Origin of the sequence: Cephaloticoccus primus, from assembly GCF_001580015.1 — a bacterium.
Classification (GTDB): domain Bacteria; phylum Verrucomicrobiota; class Verrucomicrobiia; order Opitutales; family Opitutaceae; genus Cephaloticoccus; species Cephaloticoccus primus.
The window spans coordinates 68,862-84,361 of sequence record NZ_LSZQ01000030.1; the positions used below are offsets into that span (position 1 = coordinate 68,862).

The 15,500-nt window shown below is 50.0% G+C and carries 13 protein-coding genes; all 13 read left to right on the forward strand.

What is annotated here, in order from left to right; all coding sequences use genetic code 11:
* Positions 1-151: 151 nt before the first annotated feature.
* Positions 152-1,255 (forward strand): glycosyltransferase family 4 protein, encoded by a 1,104-nt coding sequence (locus AXK11_RS09345; RefSeq protein WP_082780860.1) that lies wholly within the window; start codon positions 152-154, stop codon positions 1,253-1,255.
* 38 nt (positions 1,256-1,293) lie between these two features.
* Complete coding sequence (locus tag AXK11_RS03975) at positions 1,294-2,148, forward strand: ABC transporter permease (protein WP_068629545.1); 855 nt, start codon at positions 1,294-1,296, stop codon at positions 2,146-2,148.
* A gap of 4 nt (positions 2,149-2,152) precedes the next feature.
* A complete protein-coding gene (locus AXK11_RS09350) occupies positions 2,153-3,382 on the forward strand; it encodes an ABC transporter ATP-binding protein (RefSeq protein ID WP_082780861.1) in 1,230 nt (409 codons plus the stop codon).
* Positions 3,383-3,417: 35 nt separating this feature from the next.
* Complete coding sequence (locus AXK11_RS10405; RefSeq protein WP_082780862.1) at positions 3,418-4,371, forward strand: glycosyltransferase; 954 nt, start codon at positions 3,418-3,420, stop codon at positions 4,369-4,371.
* A gap of 39 nt (positions 4,372-4,410) precedes the next feature.
* Complete coding sequence (locus tag AXK11_RS10410; protein WP_082780863.1) at positions 4,411-5,349, forward strand: glycosyltransferase; 939 nt, start codon at positions 4,411-4,413, stop codon at positions 5,347-5,349.
* A gap of 180 nt (positions 5,350-5,529) precedes the next feature.
* Positions 5,530-6,381 (forward strand): hypothetical protein, encoded by an 852-nt coding sequence (locus tag AXK11_RS09695; protein WP_197456793.1) that lies wholly within the window; start codon positions 5,530-5,532, stop codon positions 6,379-6,381.
* Positions 6,378-7,343: a glycosyltransferase family 2 protein gene (locus AXK11_RS03990; RefSeq protein ID WP_068629551.1), complete on the forward strand. Its 966-nt coding sequence runs from the start codon at positions 6,378-6,380 to the stop codon at positions 7,341-7,343. The genes AXK11_RS09695 and AXK11_RS03990 overlap by 4 nt, the downstream gene beginning before the upstream one ends.
* A 16-nt stretch (positions 7,344-7,359) precedes the next feature.
* Complete coding sequence (locus tag AXK11_RS09370) at positions 7,360-8,601, forward strand: glycosyltransferase (RefSeq protein ID WP_156469188.1); 1,242 nt, start codon at positions 7,360-7,362, stop codon at positions 8,599-8,601.
* A gap of 141 nt (positions 8,602-8,742) precedes the next feature.
* On the forward strand, positions 8,743-10,005 hold the full coding sequence (locus AXK11_RS09375) for a glycosyltransferase (RefSeq protein ID WP_269446593.1): 1,263 nt from the start codon (positions 8,743-8,745) through the stop codon (positions 10,003-10,005).
* 38 nt (positions 10,006-10,043) lie between these two features.
* On the forward strand, positions 10,044-11,531 hold the full coding sequence (locus tag AXK11_RS09700; protein WP_156469189.1) for a DUF8712 domain-containing protein: 1,488 nt from the start codon (positions 10,044-10,046) through the stop codon (positions 11,529-11,531).
* On the forward strand, positions 11,528-12,733 hold the full coding sequence (locus tag AXK11_RS09380; RefSeq protein ID WP_082780867.1) for a glycosyltransferase family 4 protein: 1,206 nt from the start codon (positions 11,528-11,530) through the stop codon (positions 12,731-12,733). Before AXK11_RS09700 ends, AXK11_RS09380 begins: the two co-directional genes overlap by 4 nt.
* Before the next feature lie 28 nt (positions 12,734-12,761).
* Entirely contained in the window at positions 12,762-13,982 is a 1,221-nt protein-coding gene (locus AXK11_RS09385) for a glycosyltransferase family 4 protein (protein ID WP_082780868.1), read from the forward strand.
* Between the two features lie 74 nt (positions 13,983-14,056).
* Entirely contained in the window at positions 14,057-15,493 is a 1,437-nt protein-coding gene (locus AXK11_RS04010) for an O-antigen ligase family protein (protein ID WP_082780869.1), read from the forward strand.
* Positions 15,494-15,500 lie beyond the last annotated feature (7 nt).

Consider the following 15,500-nt stretch of genomic DNA (forward strand, 5'->3'; position numbering starts at 1 on the left):
CGATTGTCACCATCAGCTAAATTGATTATTAAATTCCTAACGCTGCAAACAAAGCACGCTCACGAAACCGATCAGCCTCCACGTCAAAAGTGACGGAGCAAGATTTGATTTAAAGTCCAGATACAGGGCATAGGTACGTAAAAGATCAAATATGAACATTGTCCTCCTGGCTCCAGCAATCTTCGCCCAAGAAGGTGGAATCGAAAGGCTTATGCGCCTTTATCTCAAGTCTCTATGCGAAAGCTGCCGAGACAACGAACACGTATACTCGCTCGCATTAAATGATTCCCCCTCCCCTCCTGACTCGCTAAGTGCTTACTCAAACAACCGCTTGGCAAGTTATAACGGATTTAATCACGACAAGCTACGCTTCACGGTGCAGGCACTACGCCTGGCACGTCATGCGGACTTGGTCATATGCGGACATATTCACCAACTTGTCATAGCCAGGCTGGCTCAGATCATTAGCCCAAAGCTGCGGTATTATTTAATTGCACATGGTATTGATGTGTGGCGAAAATACACTACTATAGAGCGATGGTCTTTGCGTGGAGCTGATAAAATCTTCTGTGTTAGCCAATACACAAGAAAACAAATGCTCCGCTTCTATAGTGCTCTCAAGCCAGCACGGCTCGAAGTCGTCTCCAACGCGCTAGACCCCAGATTAGGAAGCGTGCTTAGTACTGAAAGTAGTCGACGCTCAGCTCGCATAACACAAAGCCCACCAAGCAACCCAATCATCTTGAGTGTAGGCCGGCTCAAGCTGGATGATCTTTATAAGGGATTCGATAAGCTTATTGAGGCCATGCCTCAGGTTAGCCGAGAGTACCCTGATGCGCAGTTACGCATCGTTGGCACAGGTGATGCGCTTCCGTACCTGCAAGCAATTGCCAGAAGTCTAGGAGTAGACCGATTCGTCTCATTCGTAGGAAGACTTACGGATGAAGAGCTAATGCGAGAGTATGAAGCATGTACGTTGTTCGCACTTCCCAGTCGCAAGGAGGGCTTCGGCTTGGTCTACCTGGAAGCAATGGCATATGGAAAGCCGTGTATATGCGCCAACGCAGGCGGAGCGCCCGAAGTGGTCGCAGTTCCCGATACGGGGCTCGCCGTTGAGTACGGCAATATATCTGAATTGGCAGAGGCAATCATTGAAATTCTACGCCATCCGCGTGATCCTGAGATCATCCGTAAGCATGCACAGCAGTTTTCTTACGAGCGATTCAGGGATAGGCTCGCGGAGCTGATTCCGTGACAGGGGCCAATTAAATTATTAATCCATAATTTATCTCATTGAGTGCGTTATCCGAATCCACCAAGCCCGTCAGTAATCAGCACGAGCTGATTATCGAAGCCGGCAAGAGTGAAAAACATTACTACCTTGACCTGTGGCGCTACCGTGAGCTGTTGGGCTTCCTGGCTTGGCGTGACATCATGGTGCGCTATAAGCAGGCCGCGCTTGGTATCGCTTGGGCCGTTATCCAGCCGGTTATCCAGGTTGCACTGTTAACCTTTGTTTTTGGAAAGCTCGCGGGCATGCCGGATGGGGGTGTCCCCTACCCTTTGATCGTAATTTGTGGGACACTTGCTTGGCAATTTTTTGCAACTGCATTCACAGGAGCCGGACAAAGCCTGGTAAATAATACTAACTTGATAAGTAAGGTATATTTCCCACGCCTGGTTGTTCCCATGGCGGCACTCGGTGTTGCACTTGTGGATTTTGGCATTACCCTCGCTCTCGCTTTTCCGATTATCCTATGGCTCGGGCCGGGCCTGGGATGGCAACTCGCACTGCTACCGCTGTTTGTTTTGCTAGGGCTTTTAATCTCCCTCGGCACGGGGCTATGGATTGCGGCGCTCACCGTACGCTTCCGTGACTTTAAATTCATCACCCCCTTTTTAGTTCAGATTGGCGTTTTCATCACCCCAGTAGGATTCCGGACAGATATCTTGCCCAAATGGCAAAACTTGCTGGCACTGAACCCACTCGCCGGACTCGTCGATGGGGTACGTTGGAGCCTCCTCGGTGGACATACGCAGCTCTACTTACCCGGCCTTTGGCTTTCGCTTATTACAACTGCAATCCTGTTATTCTCAGGACTCTGGTATTTCCGCCGTGTGGAGCGTCAATTTGCAGATATAATATAACTCCATGAGTGCACCTATTATCGAAGTTTCTGGCCTGAGCAAACGCTACATTATTCAGCACGAGTCAAGGCGGGCTGCCACGCTACGCGATACTCTACAACAAAATGCACATCAACTTTGGCGCCGACTTCGATGGGGAAAGCGTACCGAAAAGGAGGACTTTTGGGCACTTCAAGATGTTAGTTTTTCTATAAATCAAGGCGAAGTGGTTGGCATCATCGGTCGCAATGGAGCAGGAAAGTCTACACTGCTCAAATGCCTTTCTCGAATTACAGAGCCCACTCGAGGACGGATTGCCTTGCGAGGTCGCGTTGCGTCCCTCCTTGAGGTAGGAACTGGCTTTCACCCCGAGCTCACCGGACGTGAAAACATCTACCTGAACGGGTCGATTCTCGGAATGACTCGTTTTGAAATTCGGCAGAAGTTTGATGAAATCGTCGCTTTTGCTGAGGTCGAAAAGTTTCTTGATACCCCTGTAAAGCGCTACAGCAGCGGTATGTATGTGCGATTGGCCTTTGCTGTCGCTGCCCACCTCGAACCGGAGATTTTGATAATTGACGAAGTCCTCGCTGTTGGTGACATACAGTTTCAGCAAAAATGCCTTGGGAAAATGCAGGATGTCTCTCGCGGGCAGGGGCGTACAGTTCTTTTTGTAAGCCATAACCTCGGCTATGTACGGCAACTTTGTCCACGCTCAATCCTTCTAGACCACGGGCAAATTTCGGCTAATGGAGAAACGCCTGATGTGTTAAAAACATTTAGCATGCAAGCCCCACGCCCCAGAAGCCCATCCAAGCGTCTCCATACCCCGAGGATCATCGATATTCGAGTTGATGATGAGGCAATAAAACAAGGTGAAATTATAATTTCGATAAGCTTCGAGTCCCCATATCTTCTCAAAAAACCTTACGGAGGAATAACGATCCTTAATGAGCTTGGACACCCAATTCTCGGCTCAGACACCAATGCAGACCCAATCCGAAACCCCAAGCCCATGCAAAACGGCATATTACGTGTCTGCTTAAAATCCCCCCCCCTGGCTCCGGGGAGTTACAGAGTCAATGCATGGCTGGGCCACGATAGTCAAGGCAGTGATGACCACTGGGCATCTGCCTGTGAGTTTTACTTCCCCGGAAAACGCACACGCCCCTCTAACTTCTCCACAGAAATGGCAGGCTCTATGGATATAGGCGGAGACTGGATGCAATTACTCGGAAGATGTCCGCGAATCTGAAGTCAGGGAAAGCACGAACCCAACCCCAGTAGAGCATGAAGCCACTAGTCAGTGTCGTTATCCCAAGCTATAACCCCAGCCCCAAAGTTCTCTCTCGGGTGTTAAATAGCTTAAAGAGCCAAAGTTTTTCACCTAAAAAGTGGGAGTTAATCATCGTCAACAATGCATCCACCCGATGGCCTGAAGAATGTCTTTTTTTGAATAAAGAAATAGACAACTTATCTATTATATACGAGCCCCAACCAGGCGCAACTTATGCACGACAGCGGGGGCTCAAAGCCGCAAAGGGGGACATTTCGATCTTGGTTGATGATGATAATATTCTGTCTCATAACTATCTTCTAAGAGCAGTCGCGCTTCTGGCGGCAAACCCTAGTGTGGGAGCCCTCGGAGGCCGAATAAACTTAGAGTTCTCACAGGAGCCACCACGGTGGATAGAGGAATTCTACGGGATCTTAGGGTCATGGGATCATGGTGATACTTTTCTGGTCTCAAATGGGCTTTGCCCTCTCGGATCTAGCACAAAACAATATCCTTATTTCGCGCCCCTAACTGCTGGACTGGTTGTACGGCGCCCGACTTGGGAAGCATGGTTAACACACTTGGACCTACACCCAGTAATGCCTGATCGCTGCCAAGGGGCACTTTCCTCTGGAGGAGATAACGATGCAATCTTGACGATGATGGAATCTGGATGGGAAGTTGCCTACTCTCCAGAACTAAGCCTCACCAACTACGTTCCTTCATTTCGCTTAGCCCCCACGTACTTAGCCAAACTAAACTATGAATGTAGATTAGGGTTTATAAGAGCATTGCGGCGACATGATGCCTGCCCTTGGCCGCTTATCCCCCTATGGACGTTGCCTATTAGAGTCGTAAAATCTTGGATTTATACTCAAGGTTGGAAAGCCCCAGAAAACTACATCCGATGGCGCGGAAAAGTGGGGACATACAGAGGACTGGTATGCTCCGACAAACCAACTCCATAATGGGAGCAAGAGTTCTCATGCACTAAGAATTTGAGCTCCATGCCGATTCGAGTTTCCGTTATTATTCCTACCTATAACCCTTGTGCAAAACGCCTGAGACAAGTCCTTGCAGCACTACAAGCCCAAACCCTACCAACTAATCAATGGGAAACAATAATTGTTAATAATGCCTCTACCCAATTTCCCAATAGCGTTTTTTTCCAAGAATCAGTCCCAGATAATCTGTGGGTAATTGAAGAGCCTAAACCAGGGCTGGCTTTAGCGCGAGCCTGTGGGCTACGAGCCGCACGAGGCGAGATTGCTATATTTGTTGATGATGATAACCTGCTCGCATCTGACTATCTAAAGCAAGCCATAAACTTAATCGACATACATCCGAATATAGGCATAGCAGGCGGGCGGATCGGCCCAGAGTTTGAGTCCCCGCCCCCTCACTGGAGTACTGATTTCTTGCAACTCCTTGCCTGTTGGGATCATGGAGAGGAGCCACTACTCTCGTCCCCCAAAGCACAAGATGACACAGGGAATCTGATCTGGCCTTATTTTGCTCCTGTCGGGGCTGGAATGGTTTTGCGACGGGCGGCATGGGAAGCGTGGCTTACATTTCTTGATTCCACTGACGACACACTTAGCGACCGAAAGGGGAACCAACTAAGCTCGGGAGGGGACAATGAAATTGTTCTTATCGCACTGAAAGCCGGTTGGCAAGTCGGTTATTTTCCTTCGCTAAGACTTACACACTTGATCCCGGAGTCGCGATTGGATCCACACTATTTAGCGCGGCTTAACTATGGTTGTAGTTTCGGATTCATACAAGCACTGCGACGACACGATGCCTGTCCTTGGCCGCCAATCTCGCGTTGGACGCTGCCATTGAGGCTCGCTCGCACATGGTTGCGCTGCCGGGCGTGGCAAGGGCCAGCTAACTATATTCGCTGGCGCGGATTGGTAGGGCACTTTGCAGCCCGAACACGCTAAACCGATGTTAGATTTCGCAGTAATGCAATTTCTCCCTGATCCAGTGCCATTTTCCTACTGATGAGTCTCCCTGGAAAACTCCTCTATCATCTGTGGTACCGCCCCTGCGGCTATGCACGAGATCTAGCAAAAGATGGCGGGCTGAGGCAGCGGCGTCTCACCGAGCAAGGAAGACGCGAAATGGAAGCTGCTGCTTACAAGCTTCCAGTACCACCTCAAGGGCACGGTGCGCCTGTTACGCTGTATTTTCTGACTGGAAAAAACTACTGGTATCAAACTGCCTTTTGCCTGTGGTCGTTTGCTGCCGCCTCAAAGCGGCCGTTGTCTCCTACTCTCTTTGATGATGGCAGCCTTGAAAAAATATATATTGAGCCGATTCAGCGAATTTTCCCTAGTTTACATGTGGTTTCTGCTGCAGAATCGCTCGCACGGCTCGACGAATATCTTCCTCAAAATCGCTATCCGTCTCTTCGCGCACGCCGACTCGCTTATCCGCACCTCAAAAAACTTCTAGACCTGCATGTTGGCCAAACAGGCTATCGACTGCAGATGGACTCCGACCTGCTGTTCTTCAAAAGGCCGGACTGCCTGCTCAATTGGTATGATAATCCGCAGTGCCCTCTGCGTGCTGAAGATATTGCCAATGCTTACGGCTACCCGCTAAACATGCTGGCCGAGCTTTCCGGGTATTCCAGTGTACCTGAACGCGTTAACGCCGGGCTGCTTGGACTGCGTAGCGAAGACTTTGATTGGGACAAGATGGAGTACTGGTGTCGCGAACTGCTCGCACGCCAGGGCCCCTCATATTATCAGGAGCAAGCCCTTCTCGCGATGCTTCTCGCTGGGCGTGCATGTATTGTTCCCGACGAAAAGCAGTACCTCATCCGCCCCGAGCCCCCAGAAGCACTCCGTTGTGAAGCCGTGATGCATCACTATGTCGCCGAATCAAGACGCTGGTACTATCAACACAACTGGCGGCGTTTTGGTGTACCGCAAAACAACCGAAAGCTTATTAATTCCACTGTTTCGTGAGCCTTCCGTTAGTCAGTATTCTCATCCCTGCGTATAATGCTGAAAGGTGGATTAAAGATGCGCTGTGCTCCGCCCTGGCGCAGACATACCCAAACTGTGAAATTATCGTTGTCGATGATGGCTCACGCGATAACACTTTAGCGCTGGCACGTCAAATTGCAGGAGAGTTTCCAGAAAAAATTCATGTGACCTCTCAAAAGAATGCGGGCGCTGCTGCCGCGCGTAATCATGCATTGCAGCTCTCTCGCGGCGAATTCATCCAATATTTGGATGCCGACGATCTTCTCGCCACCGGTAAAATTGCGCTGCAAGTGCAAATACTATCGCAGCACCCCCCACTCACTTTAGCGATGGGTATGTGGGGGCGTTTTATCGAGCATCCTGAGCAAACAACTTGGGCCGAAAACGAAGCAGTTTATCATGCTCAAACGGGTATCGAGTTTTTACAACTCAAACTCGAAACCCACTCAATGATTCAGCCCGGCGCTTGGCTCACTCCCCGTATACTCTGCGAACGAGCTGGCCCTTGGGATGAAAGGCTTTCACTCAATGACGACGGTGAATATTTCACACGAGTTGCTTTGTGCGCACAGCGCTTGATTGGCACACCCGACGCTCGGGCTCACTATCGCTCTGACATTACGACAAGCCTTAGCCGCCGTCGTACCGCCCGAGCCCTCAGGTCGCTCTACTCCTCTGAGAAACTCACAATTTCTCACCTGCTCGCGGCTGACGCCTCACCACGCAGTCGGTCCGCTGCGATACTCGGCTGGCGCCGACTCGCTTGTGAGCTCTACCCTGAGGAGCCGAAACTTGCACTGGCTGCCCAACAAGCGGCACGCGCTCTTGGCGCGGAAGACGATACTCCCATCGGAGCGCCCAACTGGGTTGGCCAAGTCGCTAGACTCATTGGGTGGCGCAACGCTCGCCGTCTCCAGTTCCTGCGGAACCGCTTCGGCTAACTCCCATTAAGTGTCTGTGACAAAACTCACAATTCTCATCATTACCACCGGACACCTATGTCGGAGTCCGCGAGTTTTAAAGGAAGCGACAACGCTTGGGAATGCTGGTTACGATGTTACTGTACTGGGAGTTAGAAACCGCCTTGATTCGACCAAAATCGACGAGAGAATTGCTGCGCAGTCTCCATTCAGGCATGTGTGGGTAGATATGTTGGGAGAAGGGAACTTTGGGCCGCCACGAGTCCTCTCACTCATTCGGCGAGGGCAGCAACGACTTTCCCGTGAATTGGCGAAGTGTCTCCGCCTGCAGAGTGCAGAGGCCTTAGGACCCGCTGCCGCACTTTTGCGAGCCGCACGCAAAATCCCCGCTGATCTTACAATTGCTCACAATGAGGCCGCTCACTGGGTGGGTTTGCAGCTCATCGCAGAAGGAAGAACAGTGGCAGCAGATATCGAAGACTGGCATAGCGAGGATCTCCTTGACAGTGAACGTGCCGCTCGGCCACTCGAGCTCTTGCGTCGTAATGAAACGGAACTACTGCACAAGGCAGCCTATGTAACGACTACCTCGGAAGCTCTTGCCGAAGGCCTGCAAAACCGCTACGGAGGAAACCGCCCTACCGTAGTAACGAACTCATTTCCCCTCCCGCCACTGCTCGATCGGAGCGAGCAGAAGCAAAACCCACCTTCTTTTTTTTGGTTTTCACAAACTATCGGCCCCGGAAGAGGGCTGGAGCCCTTTCTTGCTGCCTATGCATTAGTAAAATATCCTTCAAGGCTCACACTCTTAGGCCAAATCCGTCAAAGCTATAAAGAGCAGTTACTCTCGCTGCTCCCTGTCGCTCTTCACTCACGCGTGAGCCTTCACCCGCTTGTGTCTCCTGATGAGCTCCCCTCGGTCATTGCGCAGCACAACATTGGCCTCGCCTTGGAGCAGCTTCACCCCCTTAGTCGAGATCTTACAATCACTAATAAAATTCTCCAATACCTAGGAGCTGGTTTGGCCATCGTTGCAACTCCCACAGCAGGACAACTGGAAGTACTGGCCCACTCTCCAAGTGCAGGCATTTTCCTTAACCAACTGGACACCCCACAACAGACCGCTGCAGCGCTTGACTCTCTCTTAGCCAATCCGGTGGAGCTACATCACCAACAGCAGGCTGCCCGACGCCTTGCCGAAACACGCTATAGCTGGGAGCAGGAAGCCCCCCGCTTGCTACGCTTAGTAGAGCACACAATAGGGAAATCTACTGGGTAAGTATAATCCCATGACTGCTACGCAATCCTCAGCAGACATTTATTACTTAAAGTAAGCAACCTCTACCTCTGCCTGCTCCTAATTCACATGCGTCGAGTCCTTATAGTCAGTCCGCACTTTGCCCCGGCAAATACTGCTGACATGCAGCGGGTGCGGCTGCTCCTACCTTGGTTGCGCCAATACAGCTGGGAACCGACCGTGCTCGCTGTTGCACCTGAATCGATCGAAGGAGCCGTCCTTGAGCCCCTGCTCGAAAAGACCTACCCCGCCGACATTCGCGTGGTGCGAGTACGCGGCATATCGCCCAAACTCACACGTCGATTTGGCATTGGCTCGCTCTGGCTTCGCTGTGGGCGTGCTCTGATAAAGGCAGGAGATAAACTTTTAAGAAAGGAAGCGTTTGATCTCGTTTTCTTCAGCACCACTGTCTTCGGAAGTTTCTCACTCGGCCCGAGATGGCTAAAAAAGTTTGGTGTCCCCTACGTGCTGGACTACCATGACCCTTGGGTTACTGACTACTATCAAGCTACTGGAAACGCTCCCCCTGGGGGCAAACTCAAGTACGCATTTAGCCAATGGCAAGCGCGGCGACTGGAGCCGCACATTGTGGCAAATGCCGCAGCAATCATATCGGTTTCAAACCTCTATGGCCCGTCACTCTGCGCCCGCTACCCACGCCTACAGCCATCTAACATTCACCATATCCCTTTTGGCGCAGAACCAGGAGATATTGAACTGGCCAAAGCCAATCCCCCCAAACGGTCTCTACTCCCACAGGGAGAAGGCCTAATAAATCTTGTCTATACAGGGCGAGTAGTAGAAGGCATGCAATACTCGCTTACATTACTCTTCCAAGCATTTTCGCTCTATAAAAAAAGCCATCCTCAAGAGGCAGAAAAAATACGATTTCACTTTATCGGTACAGACTACTCCCCCCCTCCTCTTGGGAGAAACTGGGTAATTCCAGTTGCTGAAAGGGAAAATATTGGCCAGTATATCACCGAGCATTGTTATCGCGTACCTTACTTCGAAGCCCTTTATTACCTTTCACAGGCTGATGCACTTATGATCCTTGGCTCTGATGAGCCCAGCTATAGTGCTTCCAAGATATTCCCCTATCTATTTGCCCAAAAACCTCTAATCACCGTCGCACATCAAGATAGCATAATGCTTCAAATAACAAAAGAACAGGGAATTGTATCTAGCTACGGATTCACATTATTCACCCGAAAAGAAGAGAGGGGAAATCTGGCAGAAATAATTTATAATGAGTGGTTTATCAAAAAAGGCTATCAGCAGTATCCAACAAAAAGCCAAGAGCGACTTAAACCGTACTGCGCTTCCGATATGACATCTCGTATAAACGCCGCATTCGAACAAGCTGTCCATACGCCCGAGGCCTAATTCCACCACCTCCTCCTTAACCCCTGTCGCCTTAACCCATGTCGCGCAGCAACCCTGCTTCAATCCTGGGGCAACCCACCCTGATAGGCAATCTTCTTGCCTCAAGCCGACTTTACCGTTGGGGACTATTCACTGTCATAACAGTCGGCTTCTGGTTTATTAATAAAAACCAATGGGAGATAGATATACAAACTATCTTAGGGCTTGCGATCATGGCACTTGCCAGTCGTCCGGCTCTACTTTGGGCCAAGCAGAGTCGCACGTGGTTCCCTGCATTTGAGATAGGGATGCTCACCTGTATCCCGTTCTATGCGATTCCACTGCTCGCACATCACAGGGAACTGCGTTTCTACCCCGAGAGTGTTATCATTAAAGCCAGCGGATTAGTCATTATTTATATTCTAGTAGGTAGTTTCTGCTTCTCCTCATGGAAACGTCGTCCGCACCTATCTCGCCTCATGACGCTACCACTAGTCCCTCCAGGTATTTACAAATACATCCCCATTGGCATCCTACTAAGCAACATCCATATATATATAACCACTTTCACTCAGGCTATTCCGGGAGAGCTTTCTCGAGCTCTAGGGGCGCTTTTTTTTGGCATAGGAACATTAAGCATCTTTATATCCTCTCGTATTTGGGGACTCGGGTTAATGTCTCCTTGGCAGAAAACCTTCCTCCTACTCAATATTTGCTTCCAGGTTATTTTACTCTTCTACTCACTCTATCTAATTTGGGGGATTTCTATCGTCGCTCTAGCAATCATATCTTATAGCATGTCCCGGCGCAGCCTCCCTTGGCTGCCACTTGTTATTTTCCTCCCTATAATTTCCCTGCTGCATCTAGGAAAGGGAGAAATGCGCCAGAAGTATTGGGTAGACAACGCAAGAGGAGGCCGGGCTGAGCAAATAGAAATAAATCAACTCCCACTGTATTTCGCTGAATGGATTGGCTATGGCCTTCAAGCAGAGAGAGTAGCAAAAGACACGCATGTAAAACAAGATACGATATTTGACAGAGCATCACTTATTCATATGCTCTGTCTCTCTGTAGATAGAGTTCCACGTGAGCAACCCTACCTAGGAGGAGAAAGCTATATTGACATACCTGCGCTTTTAGTTCCACGCATTCTATGGAAAAACAAACCAATTGCGCTAATTAGCAATCAACGGCTCAGCCTCTACTTTGACTTAGTCAGCCCAGACAACCCCTCTACAGTGAGTATTGCTTTTGGCATGCTGGCAGAGGCTTACATCAACTTTGGATATATCGGGGTTATAACACTTGCAGCCCTTCTAGGATTTGGCCTAAATCGCTTAGCACATGCGTCTACACAGGCCCCACAGTTCTCCTTCATTGGAATTCTATCCATCCTATTAACTGCCTGGTCCCTTCAAGTGGAACAAGTGGCAGTGACTTGGCTCTCCTCCCTATTTCAGGCAATGGTCATTTGTATAGGAGTACCAATGGCATTTCATATTTTCTCCTCAAAAGCAGATCCTTCCAAAACACGCAGCAGCGCATGACGCCACAAACTATTGATTTTAAATCTGCTTCCAGTTTTCGTCTTGCTATAGTAGTCTCACATCCAATTCAATACTACTCTCCCTGGTTTAGATACCTGACACAATACACATCCCTAGAATTACGCGTTTTCTATCTAAATCGCCAAGGGACAGTCCCAATCAGAGACAGAGAATTTGGGAAAGTTTTCTCCTGGGATACTGACCTACTTTCGGGCTATAGCCACGAGTTTGTCCCTAATTTGGCTAAAGCCCCAGGAAGCCATCACTTCAGGGGCTTACGTAACCCGAGTTTATATGAAAAACTGAAACACTTCGCACCTGATGCAGTCCTTCTCTTTGGTTATAATTACTGGACTCATTTGGACATCATTCTGCGCCGTCCTGCACCGCTACTTTTTCGAGGAGATTCTACTTTACTCAGAGATAAACCGCCCCAAGGGTTAAAGCGACTGGCCCTAAGGTTTATTTATTCTCGCTTCTCCAGTTTTCTTCCTGTTGGGAAAGCCAATATCGCTTACTTTCGCTATTGCGGGGTTCCTCATAGAAAACTTTTCCTTTGCCCCCACTGCGTGGATATTGAACATTTCTCCCCTACATCAAAGCGCGCATTAGAGGCTAAAGCCTTACGCGCTTCGCTCAATATTTCCGAAGAAGCAACAGTCCTGTTGTTCGCCGGAAAGCTGATCGCAGTCAAAAATCCATGCTTACTACTCCTAGCCTTTCTTAGAATTGCCTCAGACCACCCGAACACCCACCTTATATTTTCTGGAGATGGAGAGCTACTATCTCAACTTCAAAACATGGCCGCTCAAGCTGGAGAGCTAGCAATCCATGTACATTTTCTACCCTTTGCGAATCAGTCTGCGATGCCAACACGTTATATGCTTGGCGACGTTTTAGTACTTCCGTCAGAAAGTGAAACTTGGGGACTCGCTGTCAATGAGGCGATGCACCTCGGGCGGCCTGTAATCGTAAGTGATCGTGTTGGCTGCCACCCTGATCTGGTTGTCCAGGGGAAAACGGGTTGGACTTTTCATACCGGCGATGAAGCCCACCTCACCCAGACCCTCCGTGAAGTACTGAATCTTTCTCGAGCTGAACTCGCCCAAAAGGGACTTGCAGCCCAAGCGCATGCCGCATCCTTCAACTACCAAAATGCCACGGCCGGCCTACTTGCCGCACTAGGAACCCTGCCTAGCTAAGTATTCTTTCATAACCATAGAATACATCATGCCTCCAGAATATATAACCATATCAATTACTTGGGCGACGCAGAAGTTATTCTCCATGAAAATTACTATTGTTAATGGCTTTTTTCTACCGATGCCTCCAGAGAAAGGGGGTGCCACCGAAAAAATGTGGTGGAGACTTGCTCAGATCTACGCAAAACGAGGGCATAGTGTTACTCTTATTTCACGTTGCTGGTATGACTGGCCAGATGAGGAATACCGGAATGGCGTGCATCTTATCCGCATTCCTGGAGCCGATTATCGCTCACGGCTCTGGAAAAATCTTCTACTTGATGCTCGTTGGGGATGTCGTGTATTAAGGACTCTTCCTCCAGCAGACATACTCATCACCAATACTATAGCACTCCCAATATTCGCCCCTTACCTCCGCCAAGGAATTGGGAAGCTTGTTATCAACCTCAATCGCTACCCCAAGGGTCAGTTAAATTGGTATCGACATGCAGCACGCATCCAAGTCCCCACTGGTACAATTGCCGACGCGGCCAAAGCTCAAGCACCGAAGCTGGCACCACGTATAAAACTGATTCCCAATCCAATTGATGTCACTCAATTCCAGCTAACAGAAAATCAAGCATATAGCGCTCTCGAGCCTCTGAAGGTGGGTTTTTTCGGGCGGATACATCCTGAAAAAGGTGTGCATACATTAGTGCGTGCAGCCTTGATTCTTGAAGAGAGGCAGGCTGCGGGTGCAGCCGCCTCAGGCCAACCTTGGCAGCTGGTACTGCGTGGCCCAACTGACGTAGCCCTTGGAGGTGGAGGAGAGGAGTACACACAGCAGCTGTACTCGCTCGCCCCTAAACTCTGGAGTTCAAAAAAAATAATAATCAAAACTCCCATTTTTAATCCTGAAGAGCTAGCAAAAGCTTATAGTGAACTTACAATTTTTTGCTATCCAAGTGAGGCACTAAAGGGAGAAACTCATGGAATTTCTATACTTGAAGCCATGGCGAGTGGCTTACCTGTAGTCGCCAGTGATTTACCCGTTTTTCAAGACTACCTCAATCCAGGTACTGACTCCTTAATGTTTCCTATGGGTAATGCACAAAAACTGGCGGATGCCCTCTTCCTGCTTTTGAATAGCCCAGACCTTCGTCAAAAAATCGGGGCCACAGCACATGCGGCAACTCTCAAGTTAGATGACTCAGTTATCGCAGACCAACATCTAGCTGACTACGAGAGCCTCCTGAGTGAAAGCTCTTAGAAATTCCCACATAAGTTGGGCCCCATTTTTCTGGCAGATTACACACATAAGAAGCACTCAGCTGCATTAAACTTATGCCTCAAAAAAAAATTGAATCGCTGGTGTTGTTGCATGTTGGTGTTCTTTTTGTTGCGGCGACCTGGCTTTTCGGGGGAAATGCGGGTTGGGTAAAGCCTTACCTGGCTGCTTGGGCGTCTCTTTCGTTGCCGCTGTTGGTTTTAAATCTGCGCAGGATTTGGTATAATGACCTTTCGGCAGCACCTGCAGTTCGGCGTATACTCTTATCCCTCCTTCCTCTTCTCGGGGTTAACCTAATTATCCTCGTTTCTCTTTTTTTTCCGGGTTTTCGTATCTCTTCTTTCGAGGGGGCGCCGATTTATATTGCCAATCGAATTTCCTCTTGGGTTCCGAGTGCCGCCCACCCGCCTTCAGCGTTGATTCCGCTTTGGCTCTTTAACAGTTTTTACCTTTCCGCATTCAATCTACTTCTTGCACCCCAAAGTCGCCGCGTACTGCGGCGCTTTTTTTTTGCGCTACTCACCAACGCTCTGCTACTCGCAGCCTTTGGCAGCTTCCAGAAACTCAGTGGAGCCACTGGTTTGTTCTTCAATCTGGTACCATCGCCTCAACCCCGCTTTTTCTCCTCGTTTATCTATCACAACCACTGGGGCAGTTTCTGCGTGCTGATGCTCGCTGTCGCGCTTGGGCTTTTCGCGCATTATCTACACCGTCATCTTCTGCGGGAGCTGGTGCGCACTCCAGCCATGTATGTTCTCGCTGTCGTGGCGGCACTCGCGATCACCACCCCGCTTAGCAGCTCACGGTCTTGCACCGTCCTGGTACTGCTTAGTCTCCTCATCGGTACGGTACACTGGCTTCGTATTTTCTGGAAGCGGTATGATGGCCCGCCTGCGCGGCGCCCGCTGCCTGCGGTGTTTGCTGCACTCGCCTTCGCCCTGCTGCTCTTTGTGGGCTACGACCTCGCCAAGCCTCAAATCGAGGAGCGCCTCCGCAGCACGCAGACAGACATCAACTCCCTGAGCGGGAGTAAGCTCCAAAACCATCGGGTCGCCCTCTACCGCGATACTTGGCACATGGCCAAGGACCGGCTCCCCTTCGGCTGGGGTATGGCCTCCTATCCGCACACTTTCCAGATTTACAACACACAGGCCTACGGGCGCGCCGATCGGCTCCCGGTCATCTATCGCGATGCGCATAACGACTGGTTACAGACCTTGGCCGAGTTTGGTGCCATAGGCTCTGCTCTCATTATGTTGTGCGCAGTTGCCCCGTTTTTGGCATTTCGCCAAAAACTCCGCCGCAACGCGATCACGACCTATCTGCTAGGCGGCTGTACGCTTATCCTGCTCTATGCGTGGCTTGAATTTCCCTTTGGAAACACCGCAGTGCGCCTCATTTTCTGGATGCTGCTTTTCGCGGCGATCCGCTACGCGCACCTGACTTATCTTGAACACAGGGCGGGGATAGCGACGAAGCCACACCCGCGCTAACGCCCTG